Raw genomic sequence first — 14,550 nt, 5'->3', positions numbered from 1 at the left:
ATGGTGTGGGCCTTCAGGCCGTAAGCAGCGCCTTGCGCCGCAGGCTTTGCAGCGCCTGCGCGACCTGCTCCTGCGCGAACGCGTGCAGCGCCGACGGGTCGGTGAGCGGCTGGTCGTCCTTGAGGAAGCGCAGGCGTTCGGCGCGCACCTCGTCGAGCAGGAAGGCGGCCAGCGCCTCGTGCGTGTGCGCCCCGTCGAGCAGCGGCAGCAGGCTGCGTTCGAGCACCGTGAGCGACACCGGCTCGTGCCACTGGTTGCAGAGCACGGCCGTCGCCTGCGACGCGGGCATGCCGGCCAGCGCACGGCGCACCGGCGCCAGCACCAGCGGCAGCGCGGACACGGCAGAAGCCGCCGGCACCGGCGTGCGGCGGATGCGCAGCGCGCCGAGGATCAGCAGCTCCTCGAGCATGGCGAGCACGATGGGCTCGACGGCCGCGCGCGGCTCGCCAGTGAGCGTCACCACCGCGGCCAGCAGGGCCTCGGTCGACATCGAACACGGATAGCTCGCGTCAAGCGCCTGCGCCACCGCCTTGTGCGCCGGCAGCCGCAACGTGACCTTCAGGTCGCGCAGCGCGGTGCAGGGCTGCTCGCGGGTGTCGATGGTGAGCGCATCTCCGCGATCGACGCGGAAGATGCCGGCGAATTCCAGCGCGCGCAGGCGGGGAACCTCGAGCCGGTAGCGGATGTTCGCGGCATTGCCCTGCTTCACCAGCAGCGTCTGGCGGAAGGTGCGGTTGACGAGGAAGTCGAGGTACTGCTCCATCATCACCTGGCTGCCGCCGCACTCGCGCAGCAGCGGGTCGCGCACCTTCTCGCCGTAGTTCTGCACGAACATGGTCGAGGGCTCGGCGTCGCACAGGTAGGCCAGCCCGCGTGCCTCGGCGCGCGCGACGAACTCCTTGAAGTAGCAGGGCTCGTTGCAGGGCTCGAGGAACTCGTGCAGCAGGTAGTAGTTGCCGGAGTTGCGCACGATCGGCATCGTCTCTTCGAGCGTCTTGCGCAGCACGCTGTCGGGCCGGGCCGACTGCTCGAGGAACTCGAGCATGCCGCGCGCGTACGACAGTTTTTCTTCGGGCGTGTCGCGCGGGCCGCCGCGCAAAATCATCGCGTCGCGCACGATCTCGCGCGCCTTCCAGCCCGGGTACACGTTGTAGCTCACGTACACCACACCGCCCGGCGCCAGGTTCTCGGCGCACACGCGCAGGATCGCGTCCTGCACCGGCCCCGGCACCCAGCTGTAGACGCCGTGGCAGACGATGTAGTCGAACAGGCCAAACGAGGCGTCGATGTCGGCGATGTTGAAGGCCTTGAGCTCGATGTTCGACAGCCCCGCCTGATCGAGCGCCGCGGCGCCCTGCGCCACCTGCACGCGCGACAGGTCGACCCCTACCGCTTGGGCTTGCGGGTGACGCGCCGCGAACGGAATCAGGTTGCCGCCGGCGGCGCAGCCCAGCTCGAGCACGCGCGCCTTGTGCGGCGGCGGCGCCTCGAGCCCGAACAGGAAGGCCAGGGCTTCCAGGTGCTCCACGGCGGACTGGGGAAACGGGTGCGAGTCGTAGGGCACCGCATCGTAGTAACTGGTGAGCGTGGAAGTCAGAGAGTCCGGCACGAACGTCCTTTGGGGATCGGAAGGGGCTGCAGCAGTGCTCGCAGACTATAGCCCCGTGCCCTCGCAAAAAGAAGCCGGCGCGGGCCGACCCGCCCTGCCCTGGCCGTAGGCTCATGCGCTTGCACGACCTCTTTAGAATGGCCCGATGAACTGGCGCATCACACTGTTTCCCCTGGCTTTGGTCATTGCCGGCTGCTCGACGCCGCCCAACCAGATCGTTCCCTTCCGCGACGGTGTGCTGCGTGCCATGACCTACACCCAGGCCTCGGACTACTGCAGCGCCAAGAGCCAGGAGCCGAAGTGGCTCGGCAAGGCACCGGCCGAATCCGGCGTGCTGTTCCAGTGCCAGTAAGCCACCTCATCACGCAGGGCTGACGCCCGGCCGCACCGCTCAGGCGTCGATGTCGATGAGCGCCGACCCGCTCTCGCGGTCGCAGGTCTTGCGCAGGTAGCCCGGCGACTCGACCATTTCATGGCGAGGCGTGTTCTTCCGTTCAAGGCATCATCGTGGGGAGTTCTGCCTGCAGTCCTCGGCGGTGCCCCGGCAGTCGTCCTGGCGCGAGGGCGCTCCGGGGTCGTCCACGCGGGGCTTGTCTTCGCTGGCCCGCTTCGCGTCCGCCGGTGGCTTTTTCACCATGCCGGGGTCGCGGTCGGGCGGCGCGGGCTTCACCAGCCGCGGATGGCCATGGGGCGGCGGCTTCACGAGGAGCTCGGGGTCGGGGCCAGGTTGCGCTTGCGGCTTGACCGGCGGTGGCGGCGGCTTGTCGGCCGACTGCGCGGCAGCCGGCCCGGCGACGAGCGCCGCGACGCCCAAGACCCCGATGACGAGGCTTCCGGCAAACATCGATTTCGTTGGATTGCGCATGGCGTTCACCCATTGCCCGAAGGTTTCACCGGGGCGCTCCCGGCGGTGTAGGCCTCTTTCGCCAATGACCGCAAGTCGGCGTCGCGGTGCCTGCGACGCTGGCGCAGCCGCCGGGCGATGGCAGTAGGGATGGCGCGCTCAGCCCGCCAGGCTGACGCGCACCACGCACGCCGGCGGCACCAGAATTTCGTCGCAGTTCGGCCCGGCCCCGCCGCGGTCGATCACCACGAAGCTGGCCGGCTGCTGCGTGACCACCAGCGGGTGGTGCCAGACCCCGCGCGCATAGTTCACGCCCTGCCGCCCGTCGGTGACGAAGGCGCGGATGTCTTCCACGCGCACCGTGTCGCCCGCCGGTGCCACCACCACGAGAAAGCGGCTGCCGTCCATCGGCACGAAGGCCTGGCTGCCCAGCGGGTGGCGCTCCAGCATGCCCACCTGCAGCGGCATCGCGTAGGGCTGCGTCTCGAAGATGTTCACCAGCACGCGGCTGTCGCCGGGGCCCGGGTCCACGCGCGCCAGGTCGTGAAAGCGCGTGGTCATGCCCGCGTTGATCGGCATCGACCGTGCGTGCGCGCTCTCGATGACGTCGCCGAACGCGGCGAATGCCTCGCGTGTCAGCGGCTGCGCAACGAGCGCGAGCGCTGCGGGCGTGCCCGGCGCCGGGGGCAGGAAGGTGGGGCTGGCAATCGTCAACAGAAACTCCTCGGCTTTTGGTCCAACTGGTATTACCAGTATCCTTGCGATGCATCCACTCAGTCAATCTCCCGGCGTCAGGGAAATCGCTAGTGTCCAATGGCGCATGAGGCCTTAAGGTCTCGGTCGCGTTAAATCATACCGGTAATACCAGTTAATCCACCCCATCGACGCCTTCGAGGACCGCCATGTCAACCACCACCCTTCATGCGCCGCTGCAGCCGGCCACCACCTCTGCTGCAGCGGAGAACGCGCTCTACAAGAAAGTGGCATGGCGACTCATGCCCTTCCTGATGCTCTGCTACGTGGCCGCCTACCTGGACCGCGTGAACGTCGGCTTCGCCAAGCTGAACATGCTCAGCGACCTGCAGTTCAGCGAAGCCATGTACGGGCTGGGCGCGGGGCTGTTCTTCATCGGCTACTTCTTCTTCGAGGTGCCGAGCAACTTGCTGATGCACCGCATCGGCGCCAAGGCCACCATCTCGCGCATCATGATCACGTGGAGCCTGATCTCGGCCGCGATGATGTTCGTGACCACGCCCACGCAGTTCTACGTGCTGCGCTTCCTGCTCGGGGCGGCCGAGGCCGGCTTCTACCCGGGAATGATCCTGTACCTCACCTACTGGTTTCCCTCGCACCGCCGCGCCAAGATGGTGGCGGTGTTCATGTGCGCGATTCCGGTGTCGGGCGTGCTGGGCGGACCGCTGTCGGGCCTGATCATGGACGCCATGCACGGCATGGGCGGGCTGCGCGGCTGGCAGTGGCTGTTCCTCATCGAGGCGCTGCCTTCGCTGGTGATCGGCCTGCTGGTCATCGTGTACCTCGACAACAGCATCCAGGGCGCACGCTGGCTCACGGCCGAAGAAAAGGCCGTGCTCGCACGCAACATCGCCGCCGAGAACGCCACCAAGGGCGGCACCAGCCACATGACGCTGCGCGCGCTGTTTGCCGACCGCCGCATCGTGAAGATGGCGCTGATCTGCTTTTGCACGGTGATGGGCCAGTACGGCCTGACCTTCTGGCTGCCCACGCTGGTGCGCCAGTCGGGCGTGTCGGGCGCGTTCAACATCGGGCTGCTCACCGCCATTCCCTTCGCCGTGGCGATCGTCTCGATGCTGCTGGTGAGCCGCAGCTCCGACCGCATGCGCGAACGCCGCTGGCACCTGATCGTGCCCTTCTGCTGCGGCGCGCTGGGCTTGACGCTGAGCGCTATCTTCAGCAACAACGTGTACCTCTCGCTGGCCGCATTGGCCCTGGCCGCGGGCGGCAGCCTGGCGACCTCGCCGCTGTTCTGGAGCCTGCCGACGGCCATTTTGTCGAGCGCGGGCGCGGCGGCGGGCATTGCGCTCATCAACTCCTTCGCCAACCTGGCGGGCTTCGTGAGCCCCTACATGATCGGCCTGATCAAGGACGCCACGAAGAGCACCGACATCGCGTTGTTCGTGCTGGCCGGCGTGCTTCTGTTCGGCGCCTTCCTCACCTGGACGGTGCCGGCCAAGCTGGTCAACAAGTAGGGAAGGCCCCGGGATGCGGCCACAGTAAGATTTCCAGCTCCCGCCACTGCCGCACTTCGCACCGAAAACCACCCATGCTCGCCTCCCCTGCCGTCGCCGCCACCGCCGCCCGCCTGATCCAGCAGCGGATCGCGGACGGCACCTACGCGGCCGGCGGGCTGCTGCCTTCGCAGCGCGACCTGGCCGAGCAGCTCGGCATCAGCCGCACCTCGCTGCGCGAGGCGCTGTCGACGCTGCAGGGCACGGGCCTGGTCATTCCGCGTCCCGGCAAGGGCATGTACGTGGCCGAGGACGGCGCACAAACGCCGGCCGCCTCCCCGGCCTGGAAGTTCGCCACCTCGCATTCGCTGCAGGACGTTTATCAACTGCGCTTCGCGGTCGAGAACTTCACCGCGCGGCTGGCCTGCCTGGTCATCGAGGCGGACGACCTGGCGGCGCTGCGCGCCAATGCACAGGCGATGCGCGCATGCATCGACGCCAGCGACTTCACGCAGGCCACGCAGCTCGACTTCGACTTCCACATGCAGATCATCGGCATCGCGGGCAACCAGGCCATCGCCGAGATCCTGCGCAACAGCGCCGAGGTGATGCAGGAGAGCCAGCGCCTGCCCTTCTACAAGCGCGGCGCGCGCCATGCCACCTACGACGAGCACATGGCGATCATCGAGGCGCTGGCGCAAGGCAACCCGGCGCTGGCGCAGCAGGCGATGACGCAGCACATCGTGCAGGCCGCGCAGCGCGCGGGCGTGCACTTTCCGACGGGGCTCGAGGCGGCTTCGGCAGCGACCTGAACCTTCAGGTCCACGTGTCGACGACGATGCGCAGCACCTCGACGCGCTCGGGCAGCTCGATCAGGAACTCCGCATCGCGCGGCAGGTGATGCACCCCATTCGGGTCGCCGCCGGTGAACGCGCTCATCGCGGCCACGTCGGGCCAGTAGGAGGTCGTGACGAACTCGGTCTCGGTGGCGCGGTCTTCCCGGAACAGCTGCACCGCGAGCGCCGTCTTGCGCAACGGCGGAATGCCTTCAGCCAGCAGGTAGCGTTCGTAGGCCTCCGCGCGATCGGGCGTGACGCGGCCGCGCCAGATGCGCGCGATGGTGGCGACGCTCATACCGGCACGCCTTCGATCGTCCGGGTGGATGCAGACGCCGGCACCGGCAGGTGCCGCCCCAGGAAATCGCGCAGCGGCGGCAGCACCTCGGCCAGGTGCGTCTCGAGCAGCCAGTGGCCCCCGTCGTCGAACGCGTGGAACTGGGCGTCGGGCAGGTCCCGCAGGTAGGCGCGGCCGGCCTCGATCGGCATGTAGCCGTCCTGCGGACCCCACAGGATCAGCGTGGGCGGGCGGTACGTGCGCAGGTAGTCCTGGTAGCGCGGGAACCACCGCAGGTTCTCCTTCAGGCCCTTCATGAGACCGAGCGCAATGCCGCGCCGCGCGGGCGTGTCCATCAACGGCCAGTGAAGGCGCCAGAGATCGGGTGCGAGCCGCGGGGCCACGCGCGACGACACCTCGCCGATGAACTCGTCGCGAAAGCCTTCTTCGCTCACGGCGCGCTCCAGCACCGCGAGATGGGCCTCGCTCGGGTCGTTCCAGTACGCCCGGATCGCCGCGTACTTCGGCCCCAGCGTGTCTTCGTAGATGTCGCCGTTCTGGACGATCAGCGCCGTCACCCGCCCGGCCCGCCGCATCGCATGGCGCAGGCCGATCTGCGAACCGTAGTCGTGCAGGTACAGCGCGTAACGGCGCAGCGCGAGCGCGGCGGTGAAGCGGTCGAGGAAATGCGCGTAGCCATCGAAATCGAACACAAAGTTCTCCTCGGGCGTGCCGCTGTAGCCGAAGCCCGGAAAATCGGGCGCCACCACGCGCCAGCGGTCCGCCAGCGCCGGCATCAGCGCGCGGTACTGGAACGAAGAACACGGATAGCCGTGCAGCAACAACAGCACCGGGGCACCCACCGGACCGGCCGCGCGATAGAAGACCTCGACGCCATCGATCTGCACCGTGCGGTGCGTGACGGCGGTCGTGCCGGCCGCGTCGTTCTTTCGGGGGTTCGCATTGGCCATCTCGGCTCCTTGAGACATGCAAAGAAACAGAGGTGTCTTTGTCGCCCCCGGCGCGGGGCCCGCATGTGGGAAAGGACCGACCCTGGGTGTCGTCCAGGCCGCGCGCGCCCTGCGGCGGGCACGCTGCAGGGCGACATAGGCAACCTGGCCATCCCGTCGGCCGATCGGCCTTGGCAGCACCGGCCGGACGGTCGCCCCGCGGCTGAACATGAAACTTTGGCTCACTGGCCGTCAAACCGCAGTCCAAAGCTTTCACTGCAGCGCGGTGCGCAGGACAATGGGGCGTTGATGGTGGTCGGAGGCGCCGCCTCCGATCCTGTCGGCATCGCACTTTCAGGACAACACACGTCGCGTCATGGAACAACGGCTGGAATGGGCCCTCGCGGCCTGCTCACGCATCCTTCGACCCGTGGTGAAGCTCGCCCTCGCGATGGGGGTCAAGCACCCCCACCTGGAGGAGTTGCTGCGTGACCTGCTGATCGAGGAGGCGCAGCACTCCTGGCGCAGCCAGGGCGTTCCCAAGCCCAACCTGAGCCAGTTGTCGGTCACCACCGGCCTGAACCGCAAGGCCGTGACCGCCAAGGTCCGCTCCACCGTCGACCCCCTGCCCCACACCGAACTCTCGGCCGCAGCCAAGACCTTCACGCTGTGGCTGCAGATGCTGACCGAAGACGCTTCGTTCCGGCGCCTGCCCGTCACCTCGGGCCACACGGCGCCCTCGTTCGAGGCGGTCGCCCGCCTGAGCAGCCGCGGCAACGTGCACCACCGCACCATCCTCGACGAGCTGATCCGGTTGAACATGGTGACTGAAAACGAGGGCATGGCCGAACTCACCGCCGACGGTTTCGTGCCCGTGCAGGACCTGCAATCGATGCTGGCCTTCCTGGGCGACAACGGCCGGGACCACCTGCTGGCGGCCGTCGCCAACACGCTGGGCGAGCAGCCCCGCATGCTCGAGCGCGCGGTGTACGCGCGCGGGCTGTCGCTCAACGATTGCGAACAGATCCACCGCCTGGTGCGCGACCGCTGGTCCGCCCTGCACCACGAGCTCGCGCAGGAAATGGCACAGGCGGTCAGCCGCGCGCCGGCCCGCGCCGAAGGACGAATCCGTGTCGGCATCTACACGTACTACGAGGACGAGGGCACGCCGCCCCCGCCCGCGTCCTCTGAAAGCGAGCGCCCCTCATGAGCACGATCCAAACACCCCGCCGCCTCCTGCTGGGCCTGTTCTGCGCCGGCCTCATGGCCCTGTTGATGTCCTGCGGAGGCGGCGGTGGTGCCTCGACCGGGAACCTGGGCCTGGGCACCGGCACTGCGATCGGCGGTGACAGCCCCGGCGGCGCGGGCACGGGCACAGGCGGGGATGGGACCGGGTCCGGCTCGGGCAACGCCGGCACGGGCGGCTCCGGCGACACCGCCAACAACGGCAACACCGACGGCTCCGGTGTCGGCTCGGGCGGCACCGGCGTGACCGCGGACGCCGCCGGCATCGGCGCAGCGGACGGCCTGGGCAGCATCATCCTGAACGGCCTGCGCTACACCACGGACACGGCCACCATCACCGTCGAGGACGCCACCGAACTCCAGATCGGCATGAGCGCGCGGGTCGCCGGCAAGGTCGACCCCGACTTCACCCGCGGCATCGCGACGCAGGTCGTGTCGGGGGCCGAACTGCGCGGCGCCGTCTCACGCATCGACGTGGGTGCCGGCAGCTTCGTCGTCATGGGCATCAACGTGACCATCGATGCGGCCACGGTCTGGGCCGACGCGAACGGGCTTGCCGACGTGGCCGATGGCAGCCTCGTCCAGGTGTGGGGCCTGCCCGGTGCGCCGGGAACGCTGCGCGCCACCCGCGTGCAGACCGCACCCACGCTGACCGCCCCGCTGGTCACGGGCGCCATCCAGAACCTCAACACGACGAACCAGACCTTCATGCTCGGCCAGCTGACGGTCAGCTATGGCGGCGCCAGCTTCGCGGGCATCGACGCCTCGTCGCTGGCCAACGGTGTCATCGTGCGCGCCCGTGGCACGGTCGCGCCGACCGGCAACGCGTTCACGGCGACCCAGGTGCAGGGCTGGTACGCGATACCGACGAGCAACGGCATCGCACTGCAACTGGCGGGGGACATCACCGACTTCGTCTCGCGCGGCGCCTTCAAGGTGCTGGGCACGCCGGTGGACGCCACCAACGCGCAGATCACGGGCGGCCCCGTCGGTTCGCTCGGCAACGGCGTGAAGGTCGAGGTCGACGGCTTCATGTCCGGCGGGGTGCTGGTCGTCAAGAAGCTGCGCATCCGCCATGTGCCGGGCACGGGCGGGCCGGCCTCGTTCACGCTCATCGGCGCCATCGGCGGCTACGTGTCCCCTGCCAGTTTCAGGGTCCAGGGCCAGCCGGTGGACGCCAGCGGACCGGGTACCACCTTCGAGAACGGTACCGCCGCGAACCTGGCCAACGGCCAGCGCGTGACCGTCGTGGGAGACCGGGTGGTCGACGGCGTTCTCATCGCGCAGCGGGTGACATTCAACCCCTGACCTGAAGCGGCGGCGCAGCGCCCCGCCGCCCGGTCGCATCGCCCGCCCCTTCCGGCGGCAGGCGACGCCGGGCTTTCTCACGCATCCAGCTCGATATCGCCGCATCGCGGCGGGGCCTGCGCGCACGCGGGCCGGATAGCACCTTCGGCCATCTATCTCCAAACCCGTGGCGAAAGTACGAAAAAGGGACTAAAGTGAAAAAATCACATTTCTTACATTGGTGGCTTCCGTGTCTGTTCCCGCGAGTTCAGTGCGACCGTTGCTCCCCGTTGGCATCGCAGGCCCACGCCTGACGGATGCCTCCCTGTGCGGGGCTGCGCATCGGGTGCCTGTTCGTCGCCGGTCCAGCCGGCACCGCTGACATTGCGAGGAGTACCGCATGCCGCTCGTCCTTCTTCTTCGGCTCATGAACAAGCGTTTTCCGGTCATGCTCACGGCGGACGCGGACATCCGGCATGCATCGGTGCTGGTCGCCACCGGACTCATCGAAGCCGAGTTCCATGTCGACAACTTCGGCTACCAGCGGTACGAAAGCGCCCAGGTCTTTGCCATCACGGACGAGGGGCACGCGGAGATCGCCACGCTCTGCGGCAACGGCGCTTCGGTGCATGAAGAACGCCCCGAATGGAGCGTCATGCCGCTCGATTACCTGCGCAGGATCGGCAACTCGACCTTTCCCCTGCACACCGAGGACCCGTCGGAGATCAACTCCGTGGCGGTCCTGGAAGCCGCCGGCATGGTGGAGGCCACCCTCCCCCCGATCTGCCGCGCCCGGCAGAAGCTGCGCCAGGCCACCGTCCTGCGGGTCACGCCCCTGGGACGGACGGCGCTGGTGCCACGGCGGGGCTGAATCCGGGTTCGGGTCGCACGGCGCGCCCGCCCTGGCGCGCCGGGGATCGGTGCGTCCGGCGCGCACGAACACCGCCCCTCGCGTCCCCCTTGCCCCACACCTCCATGAATCGGGTACCCGTTTGCCCTGCGGCTGCCCCCGGCCGAGGGGAAGCGCCTCGTACGGCGATGAAAAAAGCCTGCCCACGACACAATTGAAACCAAGCGCAACAGACGTCACAGATCGCCCACAAGGTTCCTTTCGAGTACCAAAGAAGTAATGTGAAACCTTCACATACACCGCGTTATTGGCACGAAGAAATGAACGCCAGGCTGTTACCACCGAACGTCGGCCCCTGCCGTGCATGAAACAGTTCATGCGAAGGATGTCTTGCCATGCGCGCCCCCGTCTCCGCCCCGAGCCTCGACAGCAGCCTGTCGACGGATGCGCTCATGGCCGCCCGCATGCGGCTGGTGCTGTCGATCTCGGCGGTGCTGGCCATGGCGGTCGATGCAGGGCCCGCCCGGCAACCGGTGGCCAGCGCGGTGTGGCTGGCCTTTTGCGGATACCTCCTGCACAGCGTGCTGGTGCACGCCTGCACGCAGGGGGGCTGGCGCCATGTCCAGGGCAAGGCGGTCCACTGGTCCGACGTGATGTGGTTCACGCTGATCGTCTTCGTGACGGGCGGCGTGCACAGCCTGTTCTTCCTGTTCTATTTCTTCGCCATCCTGACCTCCTCGTTCCGCTGGGGCTTCGAGGAAGGCGCCCGCGTGACGATCGTCTCGGTTGCGTCGTTCGCCGCCTGCGGGCTCGGCACGAGCACGGGCGACGACGCGCCGCAGCTGCTGATGCGCACGACCTTCCTGCTGGCGTTGGGGCACATGATCGTGCACTGGGGCGGCTCCAAGCTCATCCTGCAGCGGCGCCTGGCCCTGCTGGGTGACATCAGCCAGCTGTCGAACCCGCGCTTCGGCGCGGGCCGCACCATCGCCCGCACGATGGAAAAGACGCTGGCCTTCTTCAAGGCCAGCCATTGCATCCTCATGACGCGGGACACCGCCACCGGCAACTGGACCCTGCGCACGCTGCGCAAGGACGACACCTGCGAGCACGTCGGCGTCGAGACGCTCGGCGGCATCGCCGAGTCGCCGCTGATGGCGCTGGAGCATCCGCACACTGTGCTGAGCAACCGCCTGCCCTGGCCCCTGAACCACTTCTTCGCGCGCAGCCACATGCACGGCCCCGGTGCGATCGGCTGGCGCCCCGAGGGCCGCGACGGCGCCAAGCGCAGTGCCGCGGTGGCTGCCATGCTCGAGGCCCGCGCGTTTATCAGCGCCGCGCTGCCGCTGCGCCTGGGCGAGGGGCGCGTGTTCATCTCCTCGCGCAACGGCCACTTCAGCAAGTCCGATGCGCTGTTCCTCGCGCACCTCATGGAACAGATCTTCCCGGTCATCGAGACCATCGAAGTGCTCGACCGCATGGCCTCCGAAGCGGCCGCGACCGAGCGCCTGAAGATCTCGCTGGACCTGCACGACACCGCCGTGCAGCCCTACATCGGGCTGCGCATGGGCCTGTGCGCCCTGCGCAAGAAGGCCGCCGCGGACAACCCGCTGCTCGAGGACCTGGACAAGCTCGCCGAGGTGGCGAGCGGCGTGATCGCCGACCTGCGGCGCTTCGCGGGCGCGGTCAAGGCCGGCCCGGAAAGTTCGTGCGGCCTCGTGCTGCACCAGCTGTACAGCCAGGCCGCCCGCATCCAGGGGCTCTACGGCATCGAGATTTCGGTGAACGTCGAAGGCCACGTGCGCCTGGACGACCGGATGACCGCGGAGGTCCTGCAGATGGTGGGCGAAGGCCTGAACAACATCTGCAAGCACACGCAGGCCCGCCGCGGCAGCGTGCGCATCGGCTGCCGCAATGGCTGCCTGCACCTGCGCATCGAGAACGAAAGCGGCGAAGAGAACTTCGCGCCCTTCCGGCCACGCTCCCTCAGCGACCGCGCAGCGGCGCTCGGAGGCCGCGCGCAGGTCAGCCGGTGCCGCGGCGGCGGCACCGAGGTGCTGATCGAAATCCCCATCTGAGCCCCCAAAGCACGACAACAGTCCGAGGAGTCTCCTCATGCAAACCGAAGCCCATCCCATCGGCGTCCTGCTGGTGGACGATCACCAGACCATGCTGTGGGGCCTGTCCCGGCTGATCGACGGCGAACAGCCGCGCATGAAGGTCGTCGCCACCGCCAGCTGCTGCGAAGAAGCCGTGGCGCGCACGCAGAGCCTGGCCCCCGACGTCATCGTGCTCGACCTCGACCTGGACGGCCATTGCGCCTTGGACATCCTGCCGCAGCTGCTGTCGAACGAGGTCTCGCGCGTGGTCGTGCTGACCGGCGAACGCGAGCAGCGCACGCTGGACCTGGCGGTGCTGCGCGGCGCGCGCGGCGTGATGCGCAAGGACGCCTCGGCCGAGCAGGTGCTCGATGCCATCGAACGCGTGCACCACGGCGAGCTCTGCCTCGACGCCCCGACCATGGGCCGCGTGCTCTCGGAACTCACCTCGGTGAAGAAGCCGCCGAAAGCCGACCCCGAGTCCGTCAGGCAGGCCAGCCTGACCCAGAAGGAGCGCGACATCGTCCGCACCGTGGTGCACGGCAGCGGCGCCTCCAACAAGACCCTGGCCGGGCAGGCCTTCGTCACCGAGCACACGCTGCGCAACCACCTCACGTCGATCTACCAGAAGCTCGGCGTGACGAACCGGCTCGAGCTGTATATCTACGCCGTCAAGCACCACCTCGACGCCATGGCGCACTGACAGCGCCCTGCCCGCCCCGTCCTTCGGGGCGCCCGCTGCGGGCCGCTCAGCGTCGGCTGCCCCTCCGGGACCCGCCATTTCCCCGCTTTTCCGATCACCGCCTGCTGCGATCAGCTGACGTGCGGGAGCGCACCGCACTGGCAGAGGAGAAAAAAGATCCTGCACCGTATTTCGTGCCACCTCAAAGAAATTGAATTTCAATTGAATTTAAAAATCATGATCAAGCGAGAGAGTAAATTCCAAAAATAAAAATCGAATAGCAGACAGTTTGGTTAATAGAAGATTTCATTCAATTCAAATATCATCGGAATTTCAATAATCAAATTATTTCCACGGTTTCAATTGGTTTTTTGAATATTTTATTTCACCAAACACCAAATACCCATTCAAAAATGAATTTCATATTTGATTAATTTCATTCTTTTCAAAATTTCCATGCATAAATAAACCCACTCCACTTTTCAACCGGCATTGCTCACTTGGCGAACAATGCGTCGTTTTTCACGATCAGCCTCAAAAACATAGAAATTAGGTATATCGAACGTCATGGTTCAGGTAGTTCCATTTTGAAACACTCATGTCTTTCCACAAGCAGGAGCAAAAGACCCGCGCAACCGCCCCGTCAAGTTCATAGGATTGCGCAAGCCTCGGACCGAATTGAATTTCAATTAAAACTCACAGAAAACATTCAATTCGGCACTTGTCTTTCATTTTTCTCTTGAAAATTTATGAAACCCCAAACTGCTTTGCCGCCGATGGGGAAAGTGGCCCCGGAGCGCTCGATGGACGACCTTTTCGTCTCCCCGCCCACGCTCGCAACGACCGGCCTGCGTCGCTCACGCCAACCGGGGCAGGCACATGCTTGATCACCGGCTCATCAGCTCTGGCGAGAAGGCCTCCGTCGGCGTCTGCGCGCCCGCCGCGAGGCTGTGGCCGGACTTCCTGATCGGCCAGGAGAAATCGCCGGTGCGCGTGCTGCTCGTCGACGACGACGAGTACATGCGCCGGGTGATCGCCCAGGAGCTGCTGTCGGACCTGCGCATCCAGCTCGAAGGCCAGGCTGACAGCGTTCGCGAGGGACGCCGGCTGCTGGCCACGCACACCTTCGACGTGCTGATGCTCGAGCTGCAGCTGGGCGACGAGATGGGCTTCGAGCTGATCACCGAGGCACGCCGCCTGCACCGCAGCAGCGAGGTCATCGTGATCTCCTCGCTCGAGGACGATGCCCACGTGCTGCGCGCCTTCGAACTGGGTGCCATGGGGTACCTCCTGAAGAACGCCTGGTTGCAAAGCTTCGCCGATGCCGTGCTGCACGTGGTGAACGGCGGAGCCGCGATCACGCCCCGACTCACGCGGCGCCTGCTGCACCGCCTGGACTACCACCCCCGCGAGCCGGTCGCCGACAAGGCGCCGTCGCCGCCGAGACCGCCATCGCGCGACATGACACTGACGCCGCGAGAGAGCGAGGTCCTGCGTTGCGTGGCCTCGGGTTACGTCTCGGCAGAGATCGGCGCCAAGCTCGGCATCACGGGCCAGACCGTCAATGTGCACATCAAGAGCATCTACAAGAAGCTGCATGTGCATTCGCGCGCCCAGGCGGTGAACTTCGCCGTTCACACGGGCCTGATCTGAAGGGCAGCGAC

At 67.0% G+C, this 14,550-nt stretch carries 14 protein-coding genes; 9 read left to right on the top strand and 5 right to left on the bottom strand.

The window, feature by feature from the left end:
- Positions 1 to 13: 13 nt before the first annotated feature.
- Complete coding sequence (locus ACAM42_RS11170; protein WP_369632042.1) at positions 14 to 1,609, bottom strand: methyltransferase regulatory domain-containing protein; 1,596 nt, start codon at positions 1,607 to 1,609, stop codon at positions 14 to 16.
- 145 nt (positions 1,610 to 1,754) lie between these two features.
- Between ACAM42_RS11170 and ACAM42_RS11165 the strand changes: the two genes are divergently transcribed.
- Entirely contained in the window at positions 1,755 to 1,961 is a 207-nt protein-coding gene (locus tag ACAM42_RS11165; RefSeq protein ID WP_062470893.1) for a hypothetical protein, read from the top strand.
- Positions 1,962 to 2,111: 150 nt separating this feature from the next.
- Here the strand turns inward: ACAM42_RS11165 and ACAM42_RS11160 are convergent, their stop codons facing one another.
- Positions 2,112 to 2,474: a hypothetical protein gene (locus ACAM42_RS11160; RefSeq protein ID WP_369632041.1), complete on the bottom strand. Its 363-nt coding sequence runs from the start codon at positions 2,472 to 2,474 to the stop codon at positions 2,112 to 2,114.
- Positions 2,475 to 2,612: 138 nt separating this feature from the next.
- Positions 2,613 to 3,167 (bottom strand): ureidoglycolate lyase, encoded by a 555-nt coding sequence (locus ACAM42_RS11155; protein ID WP_223301274.1) that lies wholly within the window; start codon positions 3,165 to 3,167, stop codon positions 2,613 to 2,615.
- A gap of 188 nt (positions 3,168 to 3,355) precedes the next feature.
- On the opposite strand from ACAM42_RS11155, the gene ACAM42_RS11150 reads away from it, so the two are divergent.
- Positions 3,356 to 4,681 carry an MFS transporter gene (locus ACAM42_RS11150; protein WP_095744463.1) on the top strand — a complete coding sequence of 442 codons (1,326 nt, stop codon included), beginning with the start codon at positions 3,356 to 3,358 and terminating at the stop codon, positions 4,679 to 4,681.
- Positions 4,682 to 4,755: 74 nt separating this feature from the next.
- A complete protein-coding gene (locus tag ACAM42_RS11145) occupies positions 4,756 to 5,472 on the top strand; it encodes a FadR/GntR family transcriptional regulator (protein WP_369632040.1) in 717 nt (238 codons plus the stop codon).
- 4 nt (positions 5,473 to 5,476) lie between these two features.
- Here ACAM42_RS11145 and ACAM42_RS11140 read toward each other — a convergent pair whose 3' ends face one another.
- Both ACAM42_RS11140 and ACAM42_RS11135 read right to left on the bottom strand, forming a co-directional pair.
- Positions 5,477 to 5,794 carry an antibiotic biosynthesis monooxygenase gene (locus tag ACAM42_RS11140; RefSeq protein ID WP_095744461.1) on the bottom strand — a complete coding sequence of 106 codons (318 nt, stop codon included), beginning with the start codon at positions 5,792 to 5,794 and terminating at the stop codon, positions 5,477 to 5,479.
- Positions 5,791 to 6,744, bottom strand: coding sequence for an alpha/beta fold hydrolase (locus ACAM42_RS11135; protein WP_369632039.1), 954 nt, complete (start codon positions 6,742 to 6,744; stop codon positions 5,791 to 5,793). Before ACAM42_RS11135 ends, ACAM42_RS11140 begins: the two co-directional genes overlap by 4 nt.
- Before the next feature lie 355 nt (positions 6,745 to 7,099).
- Here ACAM42_RS11135 and ACAM42_RS11130 point away from each other — a divergent pair, with 355 nt between their 5' ends.
- The 6 genes from ACAM42_RS11130 (at position 7,100) to ACAM42_RS11105 (ending at position 14,539) form a co-directional block, all read left to right on the top strand.
- Positions 7,100 to 7,933: a DUF6502 family protein gene (locus ACAM42_RS11130; protein WP_095950009.1), complete on the top strand. Its 834-nt coding sequence runs from the start codon at positions 7,100 to 7,102 to the stop codon at positions 7,931 to 7,933.
- Positions 7,930 to 9,276: a DUF5666 domain-containing protein gene (locus tag ACAM42_RS11125; protein WP_369632038.1), complete on the top strand. Its 1,347-nt coding sequence runs from the start codon at positions 7,930 to 7,932 to the stop codon at positions 9,274 to 9,276. Before ACAM42_RS11130 ends, ACAM42_RS11125 begins: the two co-directional genes overlap by 4 nt.
- A gap of 379 nt (positions 9,277 to 9,655) precedes the next feature.
- A complete protein-coding gene (locus tag ACAM42_RS11120; RefSeq protein WP_369632037.1) occupies positions 9,656 to 10,126 on the top strand; it encodes a hypothetical protein in 471 nt (156 codons plus the stop codon).
- 374 nt (positions 10,127 to 10,500) lie between these two features.
- Positions 10,501 to 12,183 (top strand): sensor histidine kinase, encoded by a 1,683-nt coding sequence (locus ACAM42_RS11115; RefSeq protein ID WP_369632036.1) that lies wholly within the window; start codon positions 10,501 to 10,503, stop codon positions 12,181 to 12,183.
- Between the two features lie 37 nt (positions 12,184 to 12,220).
- Positions 12,221 to 12,907, top strand: a complete 687-nt coding sequence (locus ACAM42_RS11110) for a response regulator (RefSeq protein ID WP_369632035.1) — start codon at positions 12,221 to 12,223, stop codon at positions 12,905 to 12,907.
- Positions 12,908 to 13,765: 858 nt separating this feature from the next.
- On the top strand, positions 13,766 to 14,539 hold the full coding sequence (locus ACAM42_RS11105) for a response regulator transcription factor (protein ID WP_139703584.1): 774 nt from the start codon (positions 13,766 to 13,768) through the stop codon (positions 14,537 to 14,539).
- Positions 14,540 to 14,550: the final 11 nt, after the last annotated feature.

The organism is Variovorax sp. V35 (assembly GCF_041154465.1).
Taxonomy (GTDB): domain Bacteria; phylum Pseudomonadota; class Gammaproteobacteria; order Burkholderiales; family Burkholderiaceae_C; genus Variovorax; species Variovorax boronicumulans.
This window is presented reverse-complemented; position numbering and strand designations above follow the sequence as displayed.